The sequence below is a fragment of the Pseudomonas sp. S2_F03 genome, from assembly GCF_054668335.1.
This window is the reverse complement of record NZ_CP162759.1, coordinates 4,432,056-4,454,288: the sequence shown is the minus strand read 5'-3', so window position 1 is coordinate 4,454,288 and position 22,233 is coordinate 4,432,056. Positions and strand designations below refer to the sequence as shown.

19 protein-coding genes, 1 tRNA gene and 4 pseudogenes are annotated in these 22,233 nt (G+C 58.4%); 16 read left to right on the top strand and 8 right to left on the bottom strand.

What is annotated here, in order from left to right; genetic code table 11:
- Nucleotides 1-301: 301 nt before the first annotated feature.
- The 12 genes and pseudogenes from uca to AB4N76_RS20740 form a co-directional block, all read left to right on the top strand.
- Entirely contained in the window at nucleotides 302-3,928 is a 3,627-nt protein-coding gene (uca, locus tag AB4N76_RS20795) for an urea carboxylase (RefSeq protein ID WP_460163449.1), read from the top strand.
- 25 nt (nucleotides 3,929-3,953) lie between these two features.
- Nucleotides 3,954-5,726: an allophanate hydrolase gene (gene atzF / locus AB4N76_RS20790; protein ID WP_460163448.1), complete on the top strand. Its 1,773-nt coding sequence runs from the start codon at nucleotides 3,954-3,956 to the stop codon at nucleotides 5,724-5,726.
- A gap of 213 nt (nucleotides 5,727-5,939) precedes the next feature.
- Nucleotides 5,940-7,427, top strand: a complete 1,488-nt coding sequence (locus AB4N76_RS20785) for a sensor domain-containing diguanylate cyclase (protein WP_460163447.1) — start codon at nucleotides 5,940-5,942, stop codon at nucleotides 7,425-7,427.
- A gap of 5 nt (nucleotides 7,428-7,432) precedes the next feature.
- Nucleotides 7,433-7,627, top strand: coding sequence for a cysteine-rich CWC family protein (locus tag AB4N76_RS20780; protein WP_046029463.1), 195 nt, complete (start codon nucleotides 7,433-7,435; stop codon nucleotides 7,625-7,627).
- A 57-nt stretch (nucleotides 7,628-7,684) separates the two neighbouring features.
- Nucleotides 7,685-8,377: a pseudouridine synthase gene (locus AB4N76_RS20775; protein WP_046029461.1), complete on the top strand. Its 693-nt coding sequence runs from the start codon at nucleotides 7,685-7,687 to the stop codon at nucleotides 8,375-8,377.
- Between the two features lie 311 nt (nucleotides 8,378-8,688).
- Complete coding sequence (locus AB4N76_RS20770; RefSeq protein ID WP_046029459.1) at nucleotides 8,689-9,573, top strand: alpha/beta fold hydrolase; 885 nt, start codon at nucleotides 8,689-8,691, stop codon at nucleotides 9,571-9,573.
- Nucleotides 9,574-9,742: 169 nt separating this feature from the next.
- A tRNA-Gly gene (locus AB4N76_RS20765) sits at nucleotides 9,743-9,816 on the top strand.
- A 293-nt stretch (nucleotides 9,817-10,109) separates the two neighbouring features.
- A pseudogene (locus AB4N76_RS20760) lies at nucleotides 10,110-10,656 on the top strand (PAAR domain-containing protein).
- Between the two features lie 10 nt (nucleotides 10,657-10,666).
- A pseudogene (locus AB4N76_RS20755) lies at nucleotides 10,667-11,448 on the top strand (hypothetical protein).
- Nucleotides 11,433-11,798: a DUF7079 family protein gene (locus AB4N76_RS20750; protein WP_046029456.1), complete on the top strand. Its 366-nt coding sequence runs from the start codon at nucleotides 11,433-11,435 to the stop codon at nucleotides 11,796-11,798. The pseudogene AB4N76_RS20755 and the gene AB4N76_RS20750 overlap by 16 nt, the downstream one beginning before the upstream one ends.
- A gap of 541 nt (nucleotides 11,799-12,339) precedes the next feature.
- Entirely contained in the window at nucleotides 12,340-12,609 is a 270-nt protein-coding gene (locus AB4N76_RS20745) for a hypothetical protein (protein ID WP_046029454.1), read from the top strand.
- Nucleotides 12,610-12,683: 74 nt separating this feature from the next.
- Nucleotides 12,684-12,962: pseudogene (locus tag AB4N76_RS20740) on the top strand (type II toxin-antitoxin system HicB family antitoxin); the annotation flags it as partial.
- 91 nt (nucleotides 12,963-13,053) lie between these two features.
- Here AB4N76_RS20740 and tam read toward each other — a convergent pair.
- A complete protein-coding gene (gene tam / locus AB4N76_RS20735) occupies nucleotides 13,054-13,824 on the bottom strand; it encodes a trans-aconitate 2-methyltransferase (protein WP_046029452.1) in 771 nt (256 codons plus the stop codon).
- Nucleotides 13,825-14,175: 351 nt separating this feature from the next.
- Here tam and AB4N76_RS20730 point away from each other — a divergent pair, with 351 nt between their 5' ends.
- The gene (locus tag AB4N76_RS20730) at nucleotides 14,176-14,679 is read left to right on the top strand and encodes an inclusion body family protein (RefSeq protein ID WP_046029450.1); all 504 of its coding nucleotides are present in this window, start codon (nucleotides 14,176-14,178) and stop codon (nucleotides 14,677-14,679) included.
- Between the two features lie 125 nt (nucleotides 14,680-14,804).
- Nucleotides 14,805-15,320, top strand: a complete 516-nt coding sequence (locus AB4N76_RS20725; protein WP_046029448.1) for an AidA/PixA family protein — start codon at nucleotides 14,805-14,807, stop codon at nucleotides 15,318-15,320.
- A 229-nt stretch (nucleotides 15,321-15,549) separates the two neighbouring features.
- Here the strand turns inward: AB4N76_RS20725 and AB4N76_RS20720 are convergent, their stop codons facing one another.
- Nucleotides 15,550-16,635 carry a type I restriction endonuclease gene (locus AB4N76_RS20720; RefSeq protein WP_077430747.1) on the bottom strand — a complete coding sequence of 362 codons (1,086 nt, stop codon included), beginning with the start codon at nucleotides 16,633-16,635 and terminating at the stop codon, nucleotides 15,550-15,552.
- A gap of 239 nt (nucleotides 16,636-16,874) precedes the next feature.
- On the opposite strand from AB4N76_RS20720, the gene AB4N76_RS20715 reads away from it, so the two are divergent.
- Nucleotides 16,875-17,285 carry a low affinity iron permease family protein gene (locus AB4N76_RS20715; protein WP_046029446.1) on the top strand — a complete coding sequence of 137 codons (411 nt, stop codon included), beginning with the start codon at nucleotides 16,875-16,877 and terminating at the stop codon, nucleotides 17,283-17,285.
- 66 nt (nucleotides 17,286-17,351) lie between these two features.
- On the opposite strand, the gene AB4N76_RS20710 is transcribed toward AB4N76_RS20715, so the two are convergent.
- From AB4N76_RS20710 to AB4N76_RS20685, 6 genes are all read right to left on the bottom strand, one after another.
- Nucleotides 17,352-17,855, bottom strand: a complete 504-nt coding sequence (locus AB4N76_RS20710) for a DUF4142 domain-containing protein (RefSeq protein WP_046029444.1) — start codon at nucleotides 17,853-17,855, stop codon at nucleotides 17,352-17,354.
- Nucleotides 17,856-17,928: 73 nt separating this feature from the next.
- Nucleotides 17,929-18,087: a KGG domain-containing protein gene (locus AB4N76_RS20705; RefSeq protein ID WP_077430748.1), complete on the bottom strand. Its 159-nt coding sequence runs from the start codon at nucleotides 18,085-18,087 to the stop codon at nucleotides 17,929-17,931.
- Between the two features lie 117 nt (nucleotides 18,088-18,204).
- Complete coding sequence (locus tag AB4N76_RS20700; protein WP_046029647.1) at nucleotides 18,205-19,554, bottom strand: sensor domain-containing protein; 1,350 nt, start codon at nucleotides 19,552-19,554, stop codon at nucleotides 18,205-18,207.
- 18 nt (nucleotides 19,555-19,572) lie between these two features.
- Nucleotides 19,573-20,211, bottom strand: a complete 639-nt coding sequence (locus AB4N76_RS20695) for a LysE family translocator (RefSeq protein ID WP_077430749.1) — start codon at nucleotides 20,209-20,211, stop codon at nucleotides 19,573-19,575.
- A 65-nt stretch (nucleotides 20,212-20,276) separates the two neighbouring features.
- Nucleotides 20,277-20,693 (bottom strand): fosfomycin resistance glutathione transferase, encoded by a 417-nt coding sequence (gene fos / locus AB4N76_RS20690; protein ID WP_046029439.1) that lies wholly within the window; start codon nucleotides 20,691-20,693, stop codon nucleotides 20,277-20,279.
- Between the two features lie 10 nt (nucleotides 20,694-20,703).
- On the bottom strand, nucleotides 20,704-21,645 hold the full coding sequence (locus AB4N76_RS20685) for a LysR family transcriptional regulator (RefSeq protein ID WP_077430751.1): 942 nt from the start codon (nucleotides 21,643-21,645) through the stop codon (nucleotides 20,704-20,706).
- A gap of 78 nt (nucleotides 21,646-21,723) precedes the next feature.
- On the opposite strand from AB4N76_RS20685, the pseudogene AB4N76_RS20680 reads away from it, so the two are divergent.
- Nucleotides 21,724-22,213 (top strand): annotated as a pseudogene (locus tag AB4N76_RS20680) (DMT family transporter).
- Nucleotides 22,214-22,233 lie beyond the last annotated feature (20 nt).

Below are 22,233 nucleotides of genomic sequence, written 5' to 3'. Positions count from 1 at the left end.
ATTGTTGAAGCTGCGGCGGTGGCTGTTTGCCCTGTGCCAGGCCCGCTCAGGCCAGTGCCTGAAACAACCCTGACACCGCCGAACCTGTGGGAGCGGGCTTGCCCGCGAAGGGGCCAGCACATTCGATATTGATGTCGACTGACCCACCGCTATCGCGAGCCGGCTCGCTCCTACAGGGGGACGGCGGCGTTTGAGAAATCTGATTTTTCATCCGGGACGGCCCGGATGCATCTCGAAAAACTGCGGGACGGCCCGCATCCCAGGTCGAGGCTGATGCGCTATCGCCTCCGGGGGTTATGCCATGTTCGAAAAAGTCCTGATTGCCAACCGTGGCGCCATCGCCTGCCGCATCCTGCGCACCCTGCGTGAATTGCAGGTTAAAGGCGTCGCCGTTTACTCCGAGGCCGATGCGGCCAGCCTGCACATCCTGCAAGCCGATGAAGCCCACAGCCTCGGTGAAGGCGCGGCGGCCGGCACTTACCTGGCGGTCGACAAGATCCTCGCCATCGCCAAAACCACCGGCGCCACGGCAATTCATCCCGGCTACGGTTTCCTCTCGGAAAACGCCGCGTTTGCCCAGGCCTGTGAAGACGCCAACATTGCCTTCATCGGCCCCACACCCGAACAGCTGCGCGTGTTCGGTCTCAAGCACACCGCTCGCGCCCTGGCCAAACAACACGGCGTGCCGATGCTTGAAGGCACTGAACTGCTCGACAGCCTCGACGCGGCCCTGATCGCAGGCGAACAGGTCGGCTACCCGGTGATGCTCAAAAGCACCGCCGGCGGTGGCGGCATCGGCATGCGCGTGTGCCGCAGCGCTGCGGAACTGAGCGAATCTTTCGAAGCGGTGAAACGCCTCGGCCAGAACAACTTCAGCGATGCCGGCGTGTTCATCGAGAAGTACATCCAGCGTGCGCGGCACCTTGAAGTCCAGGTGTTCGGTGATGGTCGCGGCGAGGTGATTGCCCTCGGCGTGCGCGACTGCTCGGTGCAGCGCCGCAACCAGAAAGTCCTCGAAGAAACCCCGGCGCCGAACCTGCCGGAAGGCATGGCCGACGACCTGTGCGCGGCGGCGATCAAACTGGCCAAAGCGGTGAACTACCGCAGCGCCGGCACCGTGGAGTTTGTCTTCGACAGCGAAGATCAGCGCTTCTACTTCCTTGAAGTGAACACTCGTTTACAGGTTGAACACGGGGTGACCGAGCAAGTATGGAGCGTCGATCTGGTGCGCTGGATGGTGGAACTCGCGGCCGGTGATTTGCCACCGTTGAGTGAGTTGAGCCAAGGTTTGAAAGCCGAAGGGCATGCGATTCAGGCGCGACTGTATGCCGAGGACCCGGGACGCGATTTCCAGCCCAGCCCGGGCTTGCTCACCGCGGTGAATTTCCCGGCCGCCAACGGCATTCAACTGCGCATCGACACCTGGGTCGAGGCCGGTTGCGAGATCCCGCCGTACTTCGACCCGATGATCGCCAAGGTCATCAGTTGGGCGCCGACCCGCGAAGAAGCACGCGCCGATCTGCATCAGGCATTGAGCGACAGCCTGCTGTATGGCGTGGAAACCAACCGCGATTACCTGCGCCAGATTCTGCTGGATGCGCCGTTCGCCAGTGGCCAACCGTGGACGCGTTGCCTGGAAGGCCTGAGCTATCAGGCCAACACTTTTGAAGTGTTGAGCGCCGGGACCCAGACCAGCGTTCAAGACTATCCCGGTCGCCTCGGCTATTGGGCGGTGGGCGTGCCGCCGTCGGGCCCGATGGACAGTCGCGCATTGCGTCTGGGCAATCTCCTATTGGGTAACGAAGAAGGTGCCGCCGCCCTCGAAATCACCATGACCGGGCCGTTGCTGCGCTTCAACTGTGATGCGGTGGTGGCGGTCACCGGCGCGGTTATCCCGCTGACGTTGAACGGCGAAACTGTCGCGATGTACACCGCGCTGTTGATTCCGGCCGGTGCCACGTTGAGCCTCGGCACGATGGCCGGCGCCGGCGCCCGCAGCTATCTGTGCGTGCGCGGTGGCCTGCAGGTTCCGGATTACCTGGGCAGCAAAAGCACCTTCACCCTCGGTCAGTTTGGCGGGCATGGTGGTCGCGCCTTGCGCGCCGGTGACGTGTTGCATGTGCCAACGTTGAGCGACCGTAGTGTCGGTGCGGAACTACCTGAAATCGCAGAGCTGCCCGCGGTGCGGCAAATCCGCGTGATCTACGGCCCGCATGGCGCACCGGAATACTTCACCGAACGCTACATCGGCACGTTCTTCTCGACCCAATGGGAAGTGCACTTCAACTCCAGCCGCACGGGTGTGCGGTTGATCGGGCCGAAGCCTGAATGGGTGCGCGCCGACGGCGGTGAAGCGGGTCTGCATCCGTCGAATATTCATGACAATCCGTATGCCATCGGCGCAGTGGATTTCACTGGGGACATGCCGGTCATCCTCGGCCCGGATGGCCCGAGCCTGGGTGGGTTTGTGTGCCCGGTGACGGTGATCGAGGCGGACCTTTGGCAGTTGGGGCAATTGAAGGCTGGAGACAAGGTTCAGTTCATCCCGGTCGATATCAAAACCGCCCGCAATCTCGCCTGCAAGTGGAATACCTGTGGGAGCTGGCTTGCCAGCGATGGGGCCCGTCCAGACACCGCTTCAACTTCATCGCTGGCAAGCCAGCTCCCACAGAGTCTTATGTCGCCTGTGGTGTTGGATATTGGTCAGGGGGATACGCGGCTGGTGGCGCGTCTTTCTGGGGATACTCATCTACTACTGGAAATCGGCGCCCCCGAACTCGACCTCGTCCTGCGTTTCCGCGCCCACGCCCTCATGCAAGCGCTGGAAAGCAAACACCTGCACGGCGTGATCGACCTCACGCCGGGCATCCGCTCGCTGCAAGTGCACTACCAACCCGAGCAACTGCCGCTGGCCGATTTGCTCGGCATCGTTGCCGGGGAATGGGACGCCGTGTGCGCCGCCAAGGACCTGCAAGTGCCGTCGCGCATTGTCCATCTGCCGCTGTCCTGGGATGACCCGGCCTGTCAGTTGGCGATCGAAAAATACATGACCACCGTGCGCAAGGACGCGCCGTGGTGCCCGAGCAATCTGGAGTTCATCCGCCGCATCAACGACCTGCCCAACCTCGATGAAGTGCAGCGCACGGTGTTCGACGCCAGTTACCTGGTGATGGGCCTGGGCGACGTCTACCTCGGCGCACCGGTCGCCACGCCGCTCGACCCGCGTCATCGCCTGGTGACCACCAAATACAACCCGGCCCGCACCTGGACCGCGGAAAACTCGGTGGGCATCGGGGGCGCCTATATGTGCGTCTACGGCATGGAAGGCCCCGGCGGTTATCAGTTTGTCGGTCGCACGTTGCAGATGTGGAACCGCTACCGCGAAGTCGCCGCGTTCGACGGCAAACCATGGCTGTTGCGCTTCTTCGACCAGATCCGTTTCTACCCGGTGAGCGCCGATGAACTGCTGCGCATCCGCCGGGATTTCCCGCTCGGTCGTTTCGATCTGAACATCGAGCACAGCCAGTTGAACCTCGCGGATTACCAGGCATTCCTGAGCAAAGAAGCCGACACCATTGCTGCGTTTCGTGATCAGCAAAAAGGCGCGTTCAACGCCGAGCGCGAGCGCTGGATCGCCAGCGGCCAGGCGCACTTCGACAGCGAAGAACGGGTCGCCGAAACCACCGAAGATGCGCCACTGGCCAACGGTCAACAGAGCGTCGACAGCCACATCGCCGGCAACCTCTGGCAGGTTCAGGTGCGAACCGGCAGCCGCGTGGCCGTCGGTGACGTGCTGGTGATTCTGGAGTCGATGAAGATGGAAATCCCACTGCTGGCGCCCATGGCCGGCGTGGTGCGCGAGATTCGTTTGCAACCGGGCTCGGCGGTACGTGCCGGGCAGCGCGTCGTGGTGCTGGAACTCGACTGAACCCATTTCGAAAAGGATTAACGCCATGAACATCAATCTGCAACTCGACGCCCTGCGCAGCGCTTACAGCCACGGGACCCTCACGCCCCGGCAATTGCTGCTGAGCCTGCGCGATAAAGCGGCGGCGCTGAACCCGGACTATCACCTGTTCATCCATTTGCTCAGTATTGAAGAACTGGAGCCGTACCTCGCCGCCCTCGACGGCCACAGCATCGACAGCCTGCCGCTGTACGGCGTGCCGTTTGCAATCAAGGACAACATCGACCTGGCGGGCATTCCCACCACGGCGGCGTGCCCGGAGTTTGCTTACGTGCCCGAGCGTTCGGCGACCATCGTCGAACAGTTGTTGGCGCTGGGGGCGATCCCGTTGGGCAAGACCAACCTCGACCAGTTCGCCACCGGCCTCAACGGCAGTCGCTCGCCGTATGGCGCGTGCCCCAACAGTGTGTTGCCGGAGTATCCGTCGGGCGGTTCCAGCGCCGGGTCTTCGCTGGCGGTGGCGCTGGGCGTGGCGAGTTTTTCCTTGGGCACCGACACCGCAGGATCGGGGCGTGTACCGGCAGGTTTGAACAATCTGGTGGGCCTGAAAGCCACCAAAGGTTTGATCTCCACGGCGGGTGTGGTGCCGGCCTGTCGCACGCTCGATTGCGTCACGACCTTCACCGCGACCGCTCGCGAAGCCAGCCAATTGCTCGCGCTCACGGCACACCTCGACCCGCGCGATGAATACAGCCGCAGCAACCCGCAATGGAATGACGGCGCGGCATTCGGCACACCGCGCCCGTTCCGCTTTGGCGTACCCCGTGCGCAAGATCTGGAGTTCTTCGGTTGCCCCGAAGGCCCGCTGTTGTTCGGTGATGCCATCGACCAACTCAAGGCTTTGGGCGGTGAAGCCGTCGAACTGGACCTGTCGCCGTTTCTCGAAGCCGCACGTCTGCTTTACGAAGGGCCGTGGGTGGCCGAGCGTTACAGCGTGGCCGGCGAATTGATGGAACAAAACCCGGAAGCGGTGCTGCCGGTGATCCGTGCGGTGCTGGCCAAGGCTCCGGCGGTGACGGGCGTGCAAACCTTCCGCGCCCAGTATCGCCTGCAAGCCTTGAAGGCGCTGTGCGACACCGCACTGGCAGACCTCGATTGCGTGGTCACACCGACCATCGGCCGCCCGGTGACACGGGCGCAACTGGACGCCGAACCGGTGCTGCGCAATTCGGAGTTGGGTTACTACACCAACTTCATGAACCTGCTCGATTACGCCGCCGTCGCCGTGCCCAGCGGTTTCATGGGCAATGGCCTGCCGTGGGGCGTGACCCTGTTTGGTCGGGCGTTCACCGATCAGTACTTGTTGAGCGTGGCGGACGCTTTCCAGCGTCAGCACGGTGTGACGGCGCCCACGCCAACAACCGTTGCGCGCAATGACCGGGCGCGGTTGGTGGTGTGTGGTGCGCACCTGGACGGGTTGGCGTTGAACTGGCAATTGAAGCGGCGCGGGGCGCGGTTGATCGAGACGACTTACAGTTCGCCGGACTATCAACTGTATGCGCTGGCCGGTGGCCCGCCATTTCGTCCGGGGATGGTTCGCGTAAAGTCCGGTGGCGTGGCGATTGCGGTGGAAGTCTGGGAACTGCCAAGCAGTGAATTGGGCTCGTTTTTGACCGGAATTCCGGCGCCGCTGGGGTTGGGCAAGGTGCAACTGGCGGATGGGCGATGGGAGAGCGGGTTTATCTGTGAGGCGTATGGGTTGGAAGGTGCCACCGATATCAGCCATCTTGGCGGATGGCGAGCTTATCTCGCTCAATGATCGTCCCCATGCTCTGCGTGGGAATGCATGCTGTGACGCTCCGCGTCACGCTCGCAAAGGGACGCAGAGCGTCCGGGCGGCATTCCCACGCAGAGCGTGGGAACGATCATTCCGTTGAGGCCCGTGAGCGATCATTCGCGTTCGACATAGAGCAGTTATTTCCCGGCGGTGCCATTAGAATGCCTGCTTTGGACCATTGCCCACGGAAGTGTCATGTCGCCCCGCTCGCCTCTGTATTCTCAACGTTCGTTGGTCCTCACGCTGATCGCGCTGCTGGGCGCCGGGTTTCTTGCCACGTCCTTCCTCAGTTACTACGCCTCTCGCGCGTCGATTCGCGACAACATCGTCAACACTGAACTGCCGCTGACATCGGACACGGTCTACTCGGAAATCCAGAAAGACCTGGTCAGACCGATCCTGATTTCCTCGATGATGTCCCGCGACACCTTCATGCGGGACTGGGTGGTGAACGGCGAGCACGATCCCGAGAAAATGACTCGTTACCTCAACGAAGTCATGACGCACTACGGCGCCAACACCTCGTTCTTCATTTCCAACAGCACGCTGACCTACTACCACGCCAAAGGCGTGCTCAAACAGATCAAGGCCACCGAACCCCGTGACACTTGGTATTTTCGCGTGCGGGACATGGCCGAGCCTTACGAAATCAATGTCGACCCGGACATGGCCAACAAGGACAACCTGACCTTCTTCATCAACTACAAGGTCTACGACTACAACGACCGTTTCATCGGCGCGGCGGGTGTCGGCCTGACGGTCGATGCGGTGATCAAGCTGATCGACAAGTACCAGCAGCGCTACCAGCGCAGCGTGTATTTCGTCGACAACTTCGGGCGCCTGGTGCTCACTGGCGCCGAGGGTGGCCCACAAGGTGCACACATCGGGCAGAGCCTCAGCGAGCTCGACAGCATGAAAAGCCTGGTCAGCCAATTGCCCAAACCCCACAGCGGCAGCTACGAATATTCCGTTCAGGGCCAGGGACATTTCCTCAATGTGCGCTTCATTCCGGAGCTGAATTGGTACCTGTTCGTCGACAAACGCGAAGACGGCGCCCTCAGTGAAATCCGCCAGTCGCTGTACCTCAACCTGCTGATCTGCCTGCTCGTCACGCTGATTGTGCTGGCCCTGCTGAACCGGGTAATCAAGCGTTTTCAGGGCAAGATCCAGGCCCAGGCCACCCTCGACACACTGACTGAACTGCCAAACCGTCGAGGCTTTGATCTGTTGGCTGCACAGGCCATGCATGAAGCCCAGCGCGAGCCGAAACCGCTAACCGCGCTGCTGCTGGATCTGGACCACTTCAAGGTGTTGAACGACACCTACGGGCATCTGGCCGGCGATCAGGTGCTGATCGGCTTCGCGCGGGATCTGGAGAGCTGTCTGCGCCATTCCGACATCGTCTGCCGCTGGGGCGGTGAAGAATTTATCGTGCTGCTCAAGGACACCGACGGTGAGACCGGCCTGATGATCGCCGAGAAAATTCGCCAGCATGTCGAAACACAACGTTATGCCTACAACGATCAAGCCTTGCAGCTGTCCGTCAGCATCGGCTTGACCACGTTGCAGCCGGATGACACCTTGCACACCCTGCTCTCACGAGCCGATCATGCGATGTATCGCGCCAAGCAATCGGGCCGTAATCGCACATGCGTGGAAATGTCTCACTCCAGCTATGAATGACCTTTATGAACCGGCCTGAACACTGCCCGGCCTGCGGCGCCTCCAACGACTGCAGCCTGGCCGACCCGCGAACCGCTGATCGCGCCTGTTGGTGCTACGGCGTCAGCATCGACCCGGCCGTGCTCGAAGCACTGCCGGCCGAACTGCGCGACGCCTCCTGCCTGTGCCCACGCTGCGCGCAGGTCGAGGCACAGCTGTAAGCAGGCCTCCGGCCGATCACGTAAGATACGCGACCCTTTTCCCACCGATCCCTTGCCATGCGCGTTGACCGTTTCCTCAGCAATCTGCCGTGCTTCAACCGTAAGCAGGTGCGCCTGTTGCTGGTGGAAAAGCGCGTGCGGATCGACGGAAACATCGTCAGCGACCCGCACGCCGACGTCCGCGAATTCAGTCGTGTTGAAGTGGACGACGACGTGCTGCAAGCCGGCAAGCCGCTGCGCCACTTCATGCTGCACAAGCCCGCCGGCTGTGTCAGCGCCACCCGCGACCCGGAACACCGGACAGTCCTCGACCTGATTCACGAGCCCGACAAGGATGAGTTGCACATCGCCGGTCGCCTGGATTTCAACACCACCGGCCTGATGCTGATCACCAATGACGGCAGCTGGTCACGACGCCTGACCCAACCGCAGACCAAACTGCCCAAGGTTTATTACGTCGAGACCGAGCAGGAGATCGGCCCGGAATATGCGTTGAAATTCACAGAAGGGCTGTATTTCGCTTTCGAGGACCTCACCACTCAACCCGCCGGGTTAGAGCTGTTGGGGCCGAAGTCGGCGCGCCTTAGCATTGTTGAAGGTCGCTATCACCAGGTGAAGCGCATGTTTGGCCACTTCGACAACAAGGTGCTACGCCTGCACCGCGAGCGCATGGGCCCGCTGGCGCTGGACAATGCGCTAAAACCGGGCGAGTACCGCCCATTGCGCACCGAAGAGATTCATTTGATCTAAGCAGGCAACCGCTCAGCAGAAGTTGTCGAACAATTTACGAAAGACACTTGCGCGATGCCGCCTCCCCTGCTTGAATCAGGTCGTCAGCCGAAATGTGACTGACGAGTCACAACATACTTCTAAGAAACTTTTTGCCGGTTAGAGAACCCTCAGGTTCCGCCTCAGACCGACAGACTGCCCGCCAATAATAATACCCGTCGACCTGCTGCATGGATCGACATGGGCCTCCAAATTCCAGGCGTATGCCTACCTGTCACAAAGCTCGTGCAATCTCATTTGCGCGCATACCCGCTTGCCAGGAGTCTTATGACATGAGGCCAGAAATCGCTGTGCTGGATATACAAGGTCAGTATCGGGTTTACACGGAGTTCTATCGCGCAGACGCCGCAGAGAAGACCATTATTCTGGTCAACGGCTCGATGGCCACGACTGCGTCGTTTGCACAAACCGTGAAAAACCTGCACCCGCAATTCAACGTGGTTTGCTACGACCAGCCCTACGCGGGCAAGTCCAAGGCCCACAACCTGCACGAGAAATTGCTGACCAAGGAAGTCGAAGGGCAGATCCTCCTGGAGCTGATCGACCACTTCGGCGCCGAACACGTTCTGTCGTTTTCCTGGGGCGGTGCCGCGACCCTGGTCGCCCTCGCCCACCGGCCACGACGGATCGAAAAAGCCGTAATCAGCTCGTTCTCCCCGGAGATCAATGCGCACATGCTCGACTACCTCGAGCGCGGCGTCGATTACCTCGGCAGCCGGGACGGCGACCGGGTCGGCACCCTGGTGAACAGCACCATCGGTAAACACTTGCCGACTCTGTTCAAGCGCTTCAACTATCGGCACGTCAGCAGCCTGGCCGATCATGAATACGGGCAGATGCACTTCCACATCAGCGACCTGCTGCACAGTGATCGCCAGTGCTTTCTGAAGGCCGCGGAGAAAATCAACGTGCCGGTGCTGTTCATGAACGGCGAATGGGACGAATACACCGCCGCCGATGGCGCGCGATTGTTCGCCAACCATGTGCAACACGCCACCTTCACGACCCTGGAAGCGACCGGCCACTTTCTCGACATGGAACACAAAGCCGCCTGCCGAGACAGCCGCAATGCACTGATGGGGTTCCTGAAACCGGCACAGCATGAAAGCCGACCGCGTTACCACTACGTTCAGGACCACCATGCACTGGCTATCTGAAACAGCGTCCTCGCGAGCACGCCCCGCCCTACAGTGTTGAATGCAGTCCTGTAGGCGCGAGGCTTGCCCGCGATAGACCGTGTTGTCGTTTCGTGGGTGCTAAATGCAGCGTGCATAAAGAAAAACTTCAAATCCGTGCGCACATCTGGTACAAAGTCAGCCGCTCTGAGCGGGTGTCGTATAATGGCATTACTCCAGCTTCCCAAGCTGATAACGAGGGTTCGATTCCCTTCACCCGCTCCACTCAGATTTCAGTCTCACGTCGTTTTTTGACGGGGGATAAAAAACCGGCCTTGATGGCCGGTTTTTTTATGTCTGGGGTTTGGTGGACTCGGGTATGTGGTCAACTTGGCCAATCATTGATAAATAGATCAGTCCCCAATTTTCCACAGCTGAATAAGCATGGTTGTGCATCTCTGGCTTATCAACTCCCGCCGCATGCCCCAGGCATGACCTTGCTGACATCTTCGCGAGCCATTTCTCAGAGTAGGTCTGATACAGTCGTCCCCGTTAAATTCGTTGACAGGGAGTCAAGCATGGCAAAGCCAGCTGCACGTATCACCGACCCAACCAGTTGTCCCATGCCGGGGCACGGCTCCAAAGCTATCGCCTCTGGCTCTCCTGATGTGTTCTTCGACGGCCTTGCAGCCGCTCGCAAAGGTGACACCTGCACCTGCGGTAGTGCGTTAGCTTCAGAAGTGTCCGGCACAGTGTTAATCAACGGCAAAAATGCCGCGCTGGTCGGTACTGTCGGCACATCATGGCGATGTCGTGATCGGCGGTTCGGGCACGGTCATCATCGGAAGCTCCCATACCCCTGCCCCCTTTATTCCTCCTATGCCCATGGTCATTCACGGCAACTGGATCGGCTTTAAGATTCCCGCAGAAGAAAGCTACGAAGGGTTTGCTTGCACGGCTCACTTTGACGATGGGTCTTCCATGCCCGGCGTCTTTGACGCAAACAACTCGGTCAAATTTTCCAACCCCACCGGAAAGGCATGCCATACCTTGGCATTTGCCCAACACGAAAACACCTGCACAACCGCAGGTATCGACGGACTGCTGAACGACATTTTGGGATAAGGATATTCTAGTGACGGAACCGAACCTGGTAACCGGAAGTTATGTTGTTAAAAGCGAACATACGCTCGACCGGTCTCCCCTTGAGATGGTGGTTGCAGGCATGGAGGGGGCGGCCAGTCGTTTTTCCATCGATGCCATCAAGGACGAACGCATCCGCGCAAGCTACGAGAGCAATATTCGACGAATGTCACAGCAGATATTCGCTGAGGTGAGAGCTGGCAATATCAGCGTCGAGGACGCGACAAAGTTCAGCAATGAGATGCGCAACAAAATCATGTTCGAACACCGCAAGCTGACCTCTGCACAGGGTTTGGCCATCGTGCAAAAAAAGAAAAGGCCGGCGGAACACACAGCGACATCCTGAACGAAAAATCTCAAACCCAGTTCCACAAGAACTACGAACAACTTTCTAAGGCTCAACAGAAAGAGGTCTTGTACAGAGCTCTGGAGCGGTCCGGCAGTGCCAATGCCAAGTTCACCTCTGGCACAAAAATCATGTCTGTCATGGGCAAGGTTGGCATCATCATGACAGCGGTGCTGGCCACTTACCAAATACTGAACGCAGACGACAAGGCCAAGGAAACCACTCGCCAAGCCACCATCCTGGGTGGTGGTGCGGCGGGTGGATTTCTGGCAGGTTTGGGCATATCCGCTCTTTGTGGTCCTGGAGCTCCGGCCTGCGCCATCGCCGTAGTTCTCATCGGTAGCGTTGTTGGCGGCATCGCCGGCGGGGTCGCGGCTGACACGTTCGACGCAGAGCTAGAGGAGCTGGCCCATTGGGACATATTCTGACGCCTACGGAACGAGCGAACATCCAGATCGCGCTGGCAGAGGCCTTTGTAGACAGCACTGTCGACTACGCCTCTATCGCAGAACGAATTCGAGGCTATGACCCAAAGGACGTTGAAGAAATCTTGTACTCAGAGGTCGCGCCTGTCTGCTTCAGCAACCTTGAAACGCCCGTCCCTCCTGTTTGGAGTGGTTTTAAGGATGAATGGTTACTAGAGGAAATAGCCAAAGAACTCAAAGCGCGAGAACACAGTTGGTTTCGACGTCGCTTCGACCAGTTAAAAGTGGCATGGCTACGCTACAGCTACGGTTACATCTGGAAGGAGCTCATGAAATTTCATCGTTTCCAGTAACTGCCCCCCTAAGAATGAATTACGAATTCCTTATGAGAGTTTGTTCCCTGCTGTTGCCTGACGGGCGACCATAACGAAAAAACCGGTCCTGTGTGGCCGGTTTTTTTGTGGGCGGGATTTAGTGAAACGCTGATTCTTCATCCTGAACAAAGCAGTCAACGTCTGCCCAATCACGCGTCGATCACCCAATTCCCTGATGGCACGAAAGTGGCCAATTTCCGAAAAGGCAACGTCCTACACGACGCTGGGAATTGTCCGTACACTTGCGCATTGCTGTGCCTTTGTCACGAGGCCTATAGTCCGAGCGCGCCCAAATGGCGTATCGGGTTTGGCGACTCGATGCCTTGGTACAGGAGCCTCCGAGAATTTCTCGGAGCGCTTTTGAACGTACGTTGCTACCTCATTTTTGGTGGCTGTGCGTGGGAGACCTTAGGGTCTGCCGGTTTTACCATGGCCCGGTTCGCCAACCCGCGTACAGCTACCACCCTATTGTTTGGCGACGATTGAGTGGTAGGTCTTCCTCCTATCATGGTGATCAATCTTGAAAGAATATATGGCTCTAACCAGCAACGCCGACGATCTGCCCTCCCTCTTCGTCAACACCACCCAACCGCTGCACTCACTGCTCAGCACGGCCAGCTACAGAATACGAGCCGTGACGCAGATCCTCGAAAACCTCGCCATGCGAGGCGACATCACCACCGACGCGGTCATCCTCAGCGACTTTGCATTGCTCTGCTGCGTGCCCTTGCGCGACGGTTGCGATGTGCTGGACGTTATCGCTCGACGCATGGATGCCGAACCGTCCTGAGGTGATACCGGGCGCCTTTCGGGGCGCCCTTTGCCTTTCATGGCCTGACAGCCAGTTAAAGGAGGGCGATGAACATGCTTTATCCAATTGCGATTTCAGCAGGCGATGACCAACACGCGTGGGGCGTAGAAGTGCCTGATGTCCAGGGTTGTTTTTCGGCTGGAGAAGGACTGAACGATGCAATAGCCATGGCGCGCGAAGCCATTGAAGGCCATTTCGAAATTCTCGCGGACCAAGGATCCCCGATTCCACTGGCAAACAATGTCACCCTGCACATATCCAATCCGCAGTACGCGGAATGTGTATGGGCAGTTTTGGACATCGACAGGACTAAATACTCGGGGGAAGCCCGGTAGCATTGATAGTTGACGCCCTTCCGTCAGAATGACCGAAGCACCACTGTGGCGAGGGAGCAAGCTCCCTCACCACAGGTTCAGTGTGCTTTTACCGAGTCGCAACGATAAACAACCGTGGAAACGGCAGCAGCACCGAACCATCGCTCAACGCTGGATAGGCCTGCTCGATCGCGGTTTGATACTGCTTGAGGTACTGAGCCTTTTCCGCATCATCCAGCGGTTCGAGAAACGGCCGCAAACCGCTGCCCTTGAACCACTCGACCACGCCCGAAGCCCCGCCCGCCAGCGGGTGATGGTAGGTGGTGCGCCATACATCGACGCGCGCGCAGTGCGGTCGCACCATCGAGTAGTAATCGCTGGCACTGGCCATTTCGGTGCGCTGCCCGGCTGCGCTCGCCAGTTTGTCGGCCCACGGGCCCTCGGCGGCCACTTCACGCATCAGGCGATGGGACGGTTCGTTGAGGTTGTCAGGCATCTGGATGGCCAGGCTGCCGCCCGGCGTCAGTCTGGCGGCCAGCGAAGGCAGTAACGTCGCGTGATCGGGCAGCCACTGCAAAACCGCATTGGCAAAAATCACGTCGAACGGTCCGCTATCGTTCCAGGTACCGATATCGACGGTGTCGAACTGCACGCTGGGCAAGCGCTTGCGAGCCGCATCGATCATGTCCGGCGAACTGTCCACGCCACGCACCGTGGCGCCGATGAAGCGCTCGACCAGCAGTTCGGTCGAGTTGCCGGGGCCGCAACCGATATCAATGGCCGAGCGCGCCTCCACGGGCGGGATGGCAGCGAGCAAGTCTCGCGCCGGGCGTGTGCGTTCATCTTCAAAAGCGACGTATTGTTTGGCGGACCAACTCATTGCGTTCTCCTGCAGGTGCTGTGTTGTGGCCCGAGGCGCACAACCGGTTCGCTACGATACCTCGACCAACCTTCAAGGCCCTATCCCCGACCTTTGTCCAACCACGACAACTTGACCGCTCGTCGAGCCATACACGAGGTAGTTTTGACAGCCTCAATTTCGCATCTATAGTCCAATCGCGGCCCGTCGGAAGGAACCCGAACCCGTTAGTTTGCACGCAAGGAGCAAGGCCAGCTCATGTTCGTGACAGGTGGGTTCCGCCCGTAGTGTTTGCGCAACGACCGCAAGGCAAGCAAGCGTTGTTGTGCCTGGAAAGATGCCAGGCGTTCACTATGAAGAAGGAGCTTTACTATGTCTCGAGTCACGGACGTACTGGTTTCGATCGACACTGAAACCATCCTGAAAAACTACCCGAACATCAGCAAAAACCCTGCCGCGCCGACGATGATCGACGTCAATCATGTGTACATGGTTACCAACCAGAACAACGTGATTAATGGTCAGGCGGGTGGCGAACTGAACTTGAAAGCACAAGTGGGCGACCTGATCCGCTGGCGGGAAACCAGCCTGTCGCAGAGCTTTGAAACAGCGGTGATTTTCTACAAATTCATCGGCAATGTCGGCAACGAGCTGATCTCCACCCCCACGCCACGCAAGGCCACTGCTTGCGTGGCCGTCCCTAACACCAGTAATCCTTCAGTGCCGAGCTGCCAGAAAGTCGACAACTATTACTGGTCGTCGGAAACACTGGCGTGCGGTAGCGTGACCTACCATTTCAACTTTTTGATCGTGGATCGCGAGTGCAAGATTGTCGGCTGCTGTTCGTGGGATCCGTTCATTACCATCCGTAACTGACGAGGGTCTGGCCCCTTGGCGACAAGGGGCTTGCCGAACACGTTGCCGCCTCGACAGGAACCGGGATGTCTTGCATGAACCGACGCGGCTGCCGTCATGTACCACCATCATGAAAGGAATCCATGATGACTTCCGAACCGATCAACGCCCCCTCCTCCGCGAACAATATATTGCTGATCGTGGATGCCGAATCACTGCTTTCACGTTATCCGCAACCCAGTCTGAAACCGCCATTACCAACGGTGATTGAAGAGGGTTTCATCCTCGTCATCGGTGGAGGCAAAAGTACAATAAATGACAGTAAAATTACGTTACACACGAGTAACGAAACGACATTCCATCTCCGTGGAAGGACCATCAGCCTACTGGCCGAACACAGCGTGGTGTTTTACGAGATATCAGTGGGCGATGCCGGCGTACTGTCAGCGCCCGAATTGGTGGTCCATGGCAACCTGACGGTGCCTGTGCCCGACCCGGCAACGCCGACGGAGCCGGGTAACCACCAGGCCGATGATCATTATTGGAAATGCACTCGACGGTCCTCAGGCGTGGAGACGTGTGAGCTGAATTTCATGCTGATCGACAAAAACTGCGAGGCGCTGGGCTACTTTAGTTGGGCGGTTGAAGTGGAGTTGACGTAGCAAACAGCACTCGCGAGAAATCGGCCGCATAGAGCAATGCCGTTTGATTAATAAAATGGGAGAGCGAAGAAGGGGCCTGTGGCGAGGGAGCTTGCTCCCGCTGGGGAGCGAAGCGTCCCTAAAAATGGGACTGCTGCGCCCGAGCGCGGACCAGTCCAACGGGAGCAAGCTCCCTCACCACAAAATCAATATCACCTGACAGGTTTTTACAGGCATAGAGCAAGAGTCGTTAATCGTAATACCCAACAGTCTTCTTCAAGTGATCCGAATACTCGTAGATGTCATCAATTGAGTTGATCGCATGCCGGGTTTCATTCTTCTCTTCGTCAAATATGCCGATGTATTTCTGTGAACGATTGAAGTGCAGACGGCAGATCGGTTTACGGTTGTTATCGTCCAGCAGAATGCCGAAGTAACTTTGAGTATCGCGCTGAACAATCCGCTTGGCGTCGACAACGGAGCGCACCACAGCCCGGACGATGTGATAACCCTCCAGTTCTTCCAATGTCGTCAGCACCTTGTCCTCTGACTCGTCCCGCACATCCGCCTGCTCAGCACCGCCAGAAGTAACAGGTAAAGAGGCTAAAGCGGGTTGGATTGCACCGCTCATCGCCGACTTGAGCCGTTCGTTGATTTGGTCATTGAGAAATTGCATGACTGCTTTTCTCGTCAGCTCATGAAACTGCTCGCGGACCTTCTGAGTAATCACTCCGTCGTAGACACGCGAAGCGAACACTTTCACAAAGTCGTCATCGGGTTTGCTGACCTGTGCAGCAATGACCTTTTTGATTTGACTGACGTATTTCAACTCACCGGCGGCGCTGATGATCGAGTCCACATCGAAAGCGGATTTAGTGAGCTTCACCAGTTCCGGGACCGAGTACTCGTCGATGTCCAACAGGTCGAGTTCAAGAAATGGTTTCTCATCCATTTTGTTAGGCGCATCCAGGTCGGTGAAAAATTTGTAGACCTGACCGTTAGTGAGGATGGAGATACGAGCGCTCGTGACATGGAAGTAACGAAACAACTGAGATGCATGATTGATGTGCAGTGGCTCGCCTATTTTTTTGCACTCGATAAGGATCTGAACCTCTCCAGCTTTCATGATGGCGTAATCAATTTTTTCTCCCTTTTTCGTTCCGATATCGCAAACGAATTCAGGAGTTACTTCAGTCGGATCGAACACGTCGTAGCCCAACACCGTGCTGATAAAGGGCATGACAAAGGCGTTCTTGGTCGCTTCTTCCGTCTGAATTGCAGCGCTCTGCAAACGAACTTTTGCGGCCAGGCTTGCTAACTTTTCGAAGAATTCCATGAGTGACCTCTTAGCGGGTGTCTATCCGTGTGTTTGGATGCTGGCAAATTGACTGCCTTTGATACTAGACACAAACCGGCACAAAGAAAGATTCCAACCAGGATTGGCGAATTAAAGACGTTTCCTTCATCTGAATCCGACGCAATGCAGGTTTCCAATCAATCCACAAAGCCAATCAGAATTTTCAACCCGCCCGCACTGTCACACCTTCAGGTACTTCCCCAATAAGGAACACGGCCATGAAATTCGCAAAGATTTCGCAGAAACTCGCCCTTTGGGCCGGTAGCCCAAAGACATTCATGGGGGCGCTGATTCTTATTGGCTTGTGGGGCCTGAGCGGGCCGATTTTTGATTTCAACGACACTTGGCAACTGATCATCAACACGTCGACCACCATCATCACGTTCCTGATGGTGTTCCTGATCCAGAACACGCAGAACCGCGATACCGACATCTTGCACTTGAAAATCGATGAGTTGCTGCGGGTGAACAAGGAGGCGCAGAACGCCATGCTGGGGCTGGAGTTGCTCGATCTCAAGCAACTGGAAGCACTGCGCAGACACTATCGCGCCATGGGCGAAAAAGATGTGCATGGCCTGGCAGGGCTGGCGACGTCGAGTCAGCGCAAGCAGGATTTGAACGAGTGCTGAATCCAAACAAAACGGCGCGTGATGTGAATGACGCGCCGTTTGCTTTAAACACCCCCAAACCTGGTGCTAGCGACCGGCTTGCAACGCCTTGGCCATCTGCAGGTGGTTTTGCAGTTTGGGCAGGGTCTCTTCAGCAAACGCCTTGATTTGCGGGATGTCGGTGGTCTGCGCTTCTTGCTGAAGTTGCTCGATGGCTTCCTGCGTGGTTTTCACCTGACTGGCGGCGTACGCCTCATCGAAGGTTTCGCCGTCCATCACTTGCGGCATCAAGGCTTTGGCCTTGTCGACCACCTCTTCGCGCGGGGCTACCGGCAAATCCAGCTGTTTGGCGATTTTCGCCAGGTGCTGGTTGGCGGTGGTGCGGTCGTTGATGACGACAATGGTGTAGTCCTTGACCTCTTTGGATTCGGTTTTCTGATGGGCCAGGCGACTGGTTTCAATATCGGCCATGCCTTGGGCCGAGGCCTCGTTGATGAATTCTGCGGGGGACTGGGCAAAGGCACTGCCGGCACACAGGCCCAGCAACGTAGCAAAACATACATATCGTATTCGGGTGGCCATCCGGATCATGGTCGCGCCCTCCTTCTGAAAAATTCAAGCGGGAGCTTTCGCCCCCGCCTCTCATCAAAACCACCTTCAATCACTACTTGGATTTCTGACCTCCTTTGCGGCCCATTTCGGGCTTCGAAGGGTCTTTGTCGACAGTCGTAGTGGTGGTTTTCCCACCCTTGCGACCGGCTTCAGACGCCTTCGTTCGATCGTTAGCGAAGTTTCCCGAGTTCGAGTTTCTTGAGTTAGGCATGATTCTCTACCTCTTGGTAATGACCCAGGCGAGCAGCAGCCCGCATAGAATCAGAATTGAGGCGCACTGAAAGGTTTAGAAAACCTGATAACGCCGCGACGAACGGCAGCGGATATTTCAGGTGTCGAGCCGCAGGTGATGCCGGCGCTTGGCGGTGTACATAGCTTCGTCGGCATGCCGGAACAGCTGCTTTTCTTCGGTACCGTGCTCGGGGTAATGAGCGACACCGATACTGACCTGGATGTTCAGGCTGTGCCCGTCCAGACGCAGCGGCTGCGCCAGAATCTGAAGGATTTTCCCCGCCACGCTGTCGGCGTCTTCCGCGGCCTGGATGCTGTGCAACAACACCACAAACTCATCCCCGCCGATGCGCGCCACGGTGTCAGTTTCGCGCACGCAACCCTTGAGCCGATTGGCGACCGCTTGCAACAGCATGTCGCCCACCGCATGGCCGTGTGTGTCGTTGACGTTTTTGAAGCGGTCAAGGTCGACGTACAGCAACGCCATGCGCCCGCTATCTGCCCGAGCCAGCGCCAGTGACGCTTTCAGACGATCACGCAGCAGCTCGCGATTGGGCAGTTGCGTCAGTTGGTCGTACTGGGCCATTCGCTGCAACCGGGCATGCAATTGCTTGCGCTCGATGGCAGTCGCGACCTGGGCGCAGACATATTGCAGCAATTCCTTGTCCCGCTCGGTGTAGCGCTCTCCGCCGGGAATGCTTTTGACGATGAGCGCGCCAATCGTTCCGTTTTTCGAGTTCAGCGGAACGCCCAGCCAACACGGCGAATTCGGCCCGGAGACCAACATCTCAAAACCTTCGTGCGAATTTTCCTGGCCCGGGGTCAGCAAAATCGGCAGGCCACTGCGGATCACTTCCGCACACAGACGCCCGGTCATGGTGCCGGGCTGTTCGGGTTGCAGTTCCTGATCGTCGACGTGATACGGAAAATTCAGCTGCGCGCAGTGTTCGTCATACAGCGCCACCGAGAAATTAAGCGCCGGCAGCCATTCGCCAATGATCAAGTGAATGCGCTTGAACAGCGCCAGCAAATCTTCCGCCGCGTGAGCCGCTTCGGAGATCGCGTACAACGCCGCTTGTCGGGACTCGGCCAGCTTGCGTTCGGTGATGTCCCGGGCCACGGCGATGCGTAACTGATCGACTTCCGACCAACGCGCCGACCAGAGGATATGCACCACCTGGCCGTCCTTGCGTACGTAGCGGTTTTCGAAATTGAGTTTGGGCTCACCGCCCATGATCTCCCGCGCGGCGTCGAGGGTGCGCTGGCGATCGGCCGGGTGCACCAGATCAATCATTGGCTGGCCGATCAGTTCGTCGGGGGTGTAACCGAAAATGCGCTCGCAGGCCGCACTGACAAAAACGAAGCGACCTTGCTTGTCGACGGCACACACGGCGTCCAGCAAAAGATCGATGTAGCTCGCCAACGGCGCGGAGTTTCTGGATGCCATGGTGCCCTGCATGTGGCCTCAAGCCTTGTTCGTGACCAGCCCCGGCAACGCGTGCGCCAGGGCATTAATGGCAAAACCGATAAACATTACCCCGCACAACCGGGTGATCGCCAGTTCATGGCGCTGATACAAGGTGCGGACCTGCCGCGCGCCCACGATGCCGATGAGAATAGCGTAGGCGATCAGGCCTCCAACAAAGCTCAGGACGATCAGCCACGGCAGCATCGACCAGTGCAACAGTTCTGCGCGGCTGGACAACAATGCGGTGAAGGTGGCCACCGCCACCGGGTAAGCTTTGGGATTGGTCAAACCGAACATGATGCCGTGCCAGAACGGCTGGCGAGCCGGGCCCTGAGGCGCTTCGGCACTGCTGCGCTTGGCCCGTACTGCGCGTAAACCCAGCCAAAACAAATACAGTCCGCTGAGCACACCCAACACATCAAACGCAGTACTACCGATTTCGCGTGCGCCGACAATCGCAATCAGTGCCGTGCTGCACCAGACCACATCCCCCAGCAAATGCCCGCACAAAAACCCCGCCCCCGCCCGTCGCCCATGCGCCGCACCGATCCCGAATACCGCCAGCACACCCGGCCCGGGGGTGATGCCGTAGATAAAACCCGAGGTAAGAACGGCCATTAGCAGGGATGGGGTCATAGAAAAACTCTTTTGAACCACTTAGTGAATGGACGCCAGTCTATATCAGGTCCAGCAACATCGACTTACAGATCGTCGAAGAACTTCATCCCCGCATACGGCCGCTGCCGGCAGGCCGCCAGGCGCGACGCCAGGTCACCCACATGGGCTTCCAGCTTGTGACCGTCCGGATCAAGGAAGTAGAAGGACGCGCCCTCGCTGCGATTGTCGCGCCATTCCTGCACGTGGGCAGCTCGAAGGCGCTCGACGAAACACGGAAAATCCGCCACCTCGAGGCTGAAGGCGTAATGGGTGTAGTCGGCGGCAGGCTCGGGATGGCGCAGCGGGTCGAGGGATAGACACAACCATAAACCCGGCAGCGACAGGTAGGCACCGGTATCCCAAGTGGCTTCGAGGCGCAGTTGCAGGAGGTTCTGATAGAACGCCACGCTGCGGTTGAGGTCGGTGACGGCGAGGGTCAGGTGGTTGAGGCCTGTGAGCAATTTGATCGCCTCAAGAGTTTGGAGTTGAGTCAGTGGACATGTCACCGCGCACTATCCCCTGCGCAATCCGCCCATTCAACCAATTCAACGCCTGATCCCCACCCCGCCGTTTGTGCCACGCCAACACAAAGGTGAACGACGGAATATCAAACGGTGGCGGCACGACGACCAGCGACTGTTTATCAATATCACGCAGCCCACGGGACGCCACCGTCAGAATCAGATCAGTACCGCTGATGAATACCGGGGCGACGCTCCAGTGCGGCAGGCTGATCGCCACGCGACGGCGTTCGCGCAGTGCGGTCAGGGCCCGTTCGATTTCCGGGGTGCCGCTGCCGCGCATTTCCAGCAGGACGTGCGGTCGCGCGAGGTAGGTTGGCAGGTCGAGGATGCCATTGGCGGGCAGGCTGTAACGGTCGACGAGGCACACGTAGTGCTCTTCGAACAGCGGTGTGCTGCGCAACTCATTCGGCAATTCGGGAAAGACCCCCACCGCGACGTCGATATCACCATTGAGCACGCCCTCGATCATGCCTTCGCGGCTGGCGTGGCTGATTTGCAGGTCAATGCCCGGCGCTTCCCGGCGCAAGGTTCGAATCAGCCCCGGCAAGATAATCGCCGCGCCGTAATCCGACATCGCCAGGCGAAAGGTGCGCTTGGCGGTGGCGGGATCGAAGGTGTTTGGCGCCAGCAGTGATTGCACCTGAGCCAGGGCTTCGGCCAACGGTGCGACCAGTTCCAGCGCACGTGGCGTCGGCACGAGTGTGGCGCCCGCGCGCACCAGCAGCGGATCGCCGAGCATGTCGCGCAGTCGGGCCAGCGCGTGGCTGACCGCCGGCTGGCTCAGGTGCAGGCGCTCGGCAGCCCGGGTCACGTGTTGTTCGCTGAGCAATGCGTCGAGAATCACCAGCAAGTTGAGGTCGATGCGTCGAAGATCATTCATTTGATGCATGTTCTGTATAGCAAACCGGAATTTAAATTTGCGTGACGAATACCCTACAGTCCAGCGAATCCTGTTGGAGAACACATCATGAGTACATTGCACTGGACCGGTCTGTTGCTGCTGGCGCTGATTGCCGGGGCGGTGGTGCCCTTTCAGAGCGCGATCAACGCCAACCTCACGCGAGGCCTGGGCCATCCGTTGTGGGCGACGCTCGCCTCGTTGCTGGTGAGTATTGTGGTGTTGCTGCCGATCATCGTGGCGCTGCGCTTGCCGTTGCCGTCGCTGGCCTTTATCACCCGGGCACCGCTGTGGATGTGGGCAGGAGGCGCGTTTGGGGTGTGCTTTATTTCGTTGGCGTTGATGCTGCTGCCCAAGCTGGGAGCGTCAGGCTTTATTGCGCTGGCGTTGGCGGGGCAAGTGGTGGCGTCGCTGGTGCTGGATCACTTTGGGTGGTTTGGATTGATGGAGCGGCACATGACGTTGCCTCGGGCGTTCGGGGGCCGTCTTGTTAGTGGCGGGGGTGGTGTTGATTCAGTTGGGCGGCATGACGGAAAAAGCCATCGCCGCAACGCCTTGAAAACCTAAAGATCGCACCTC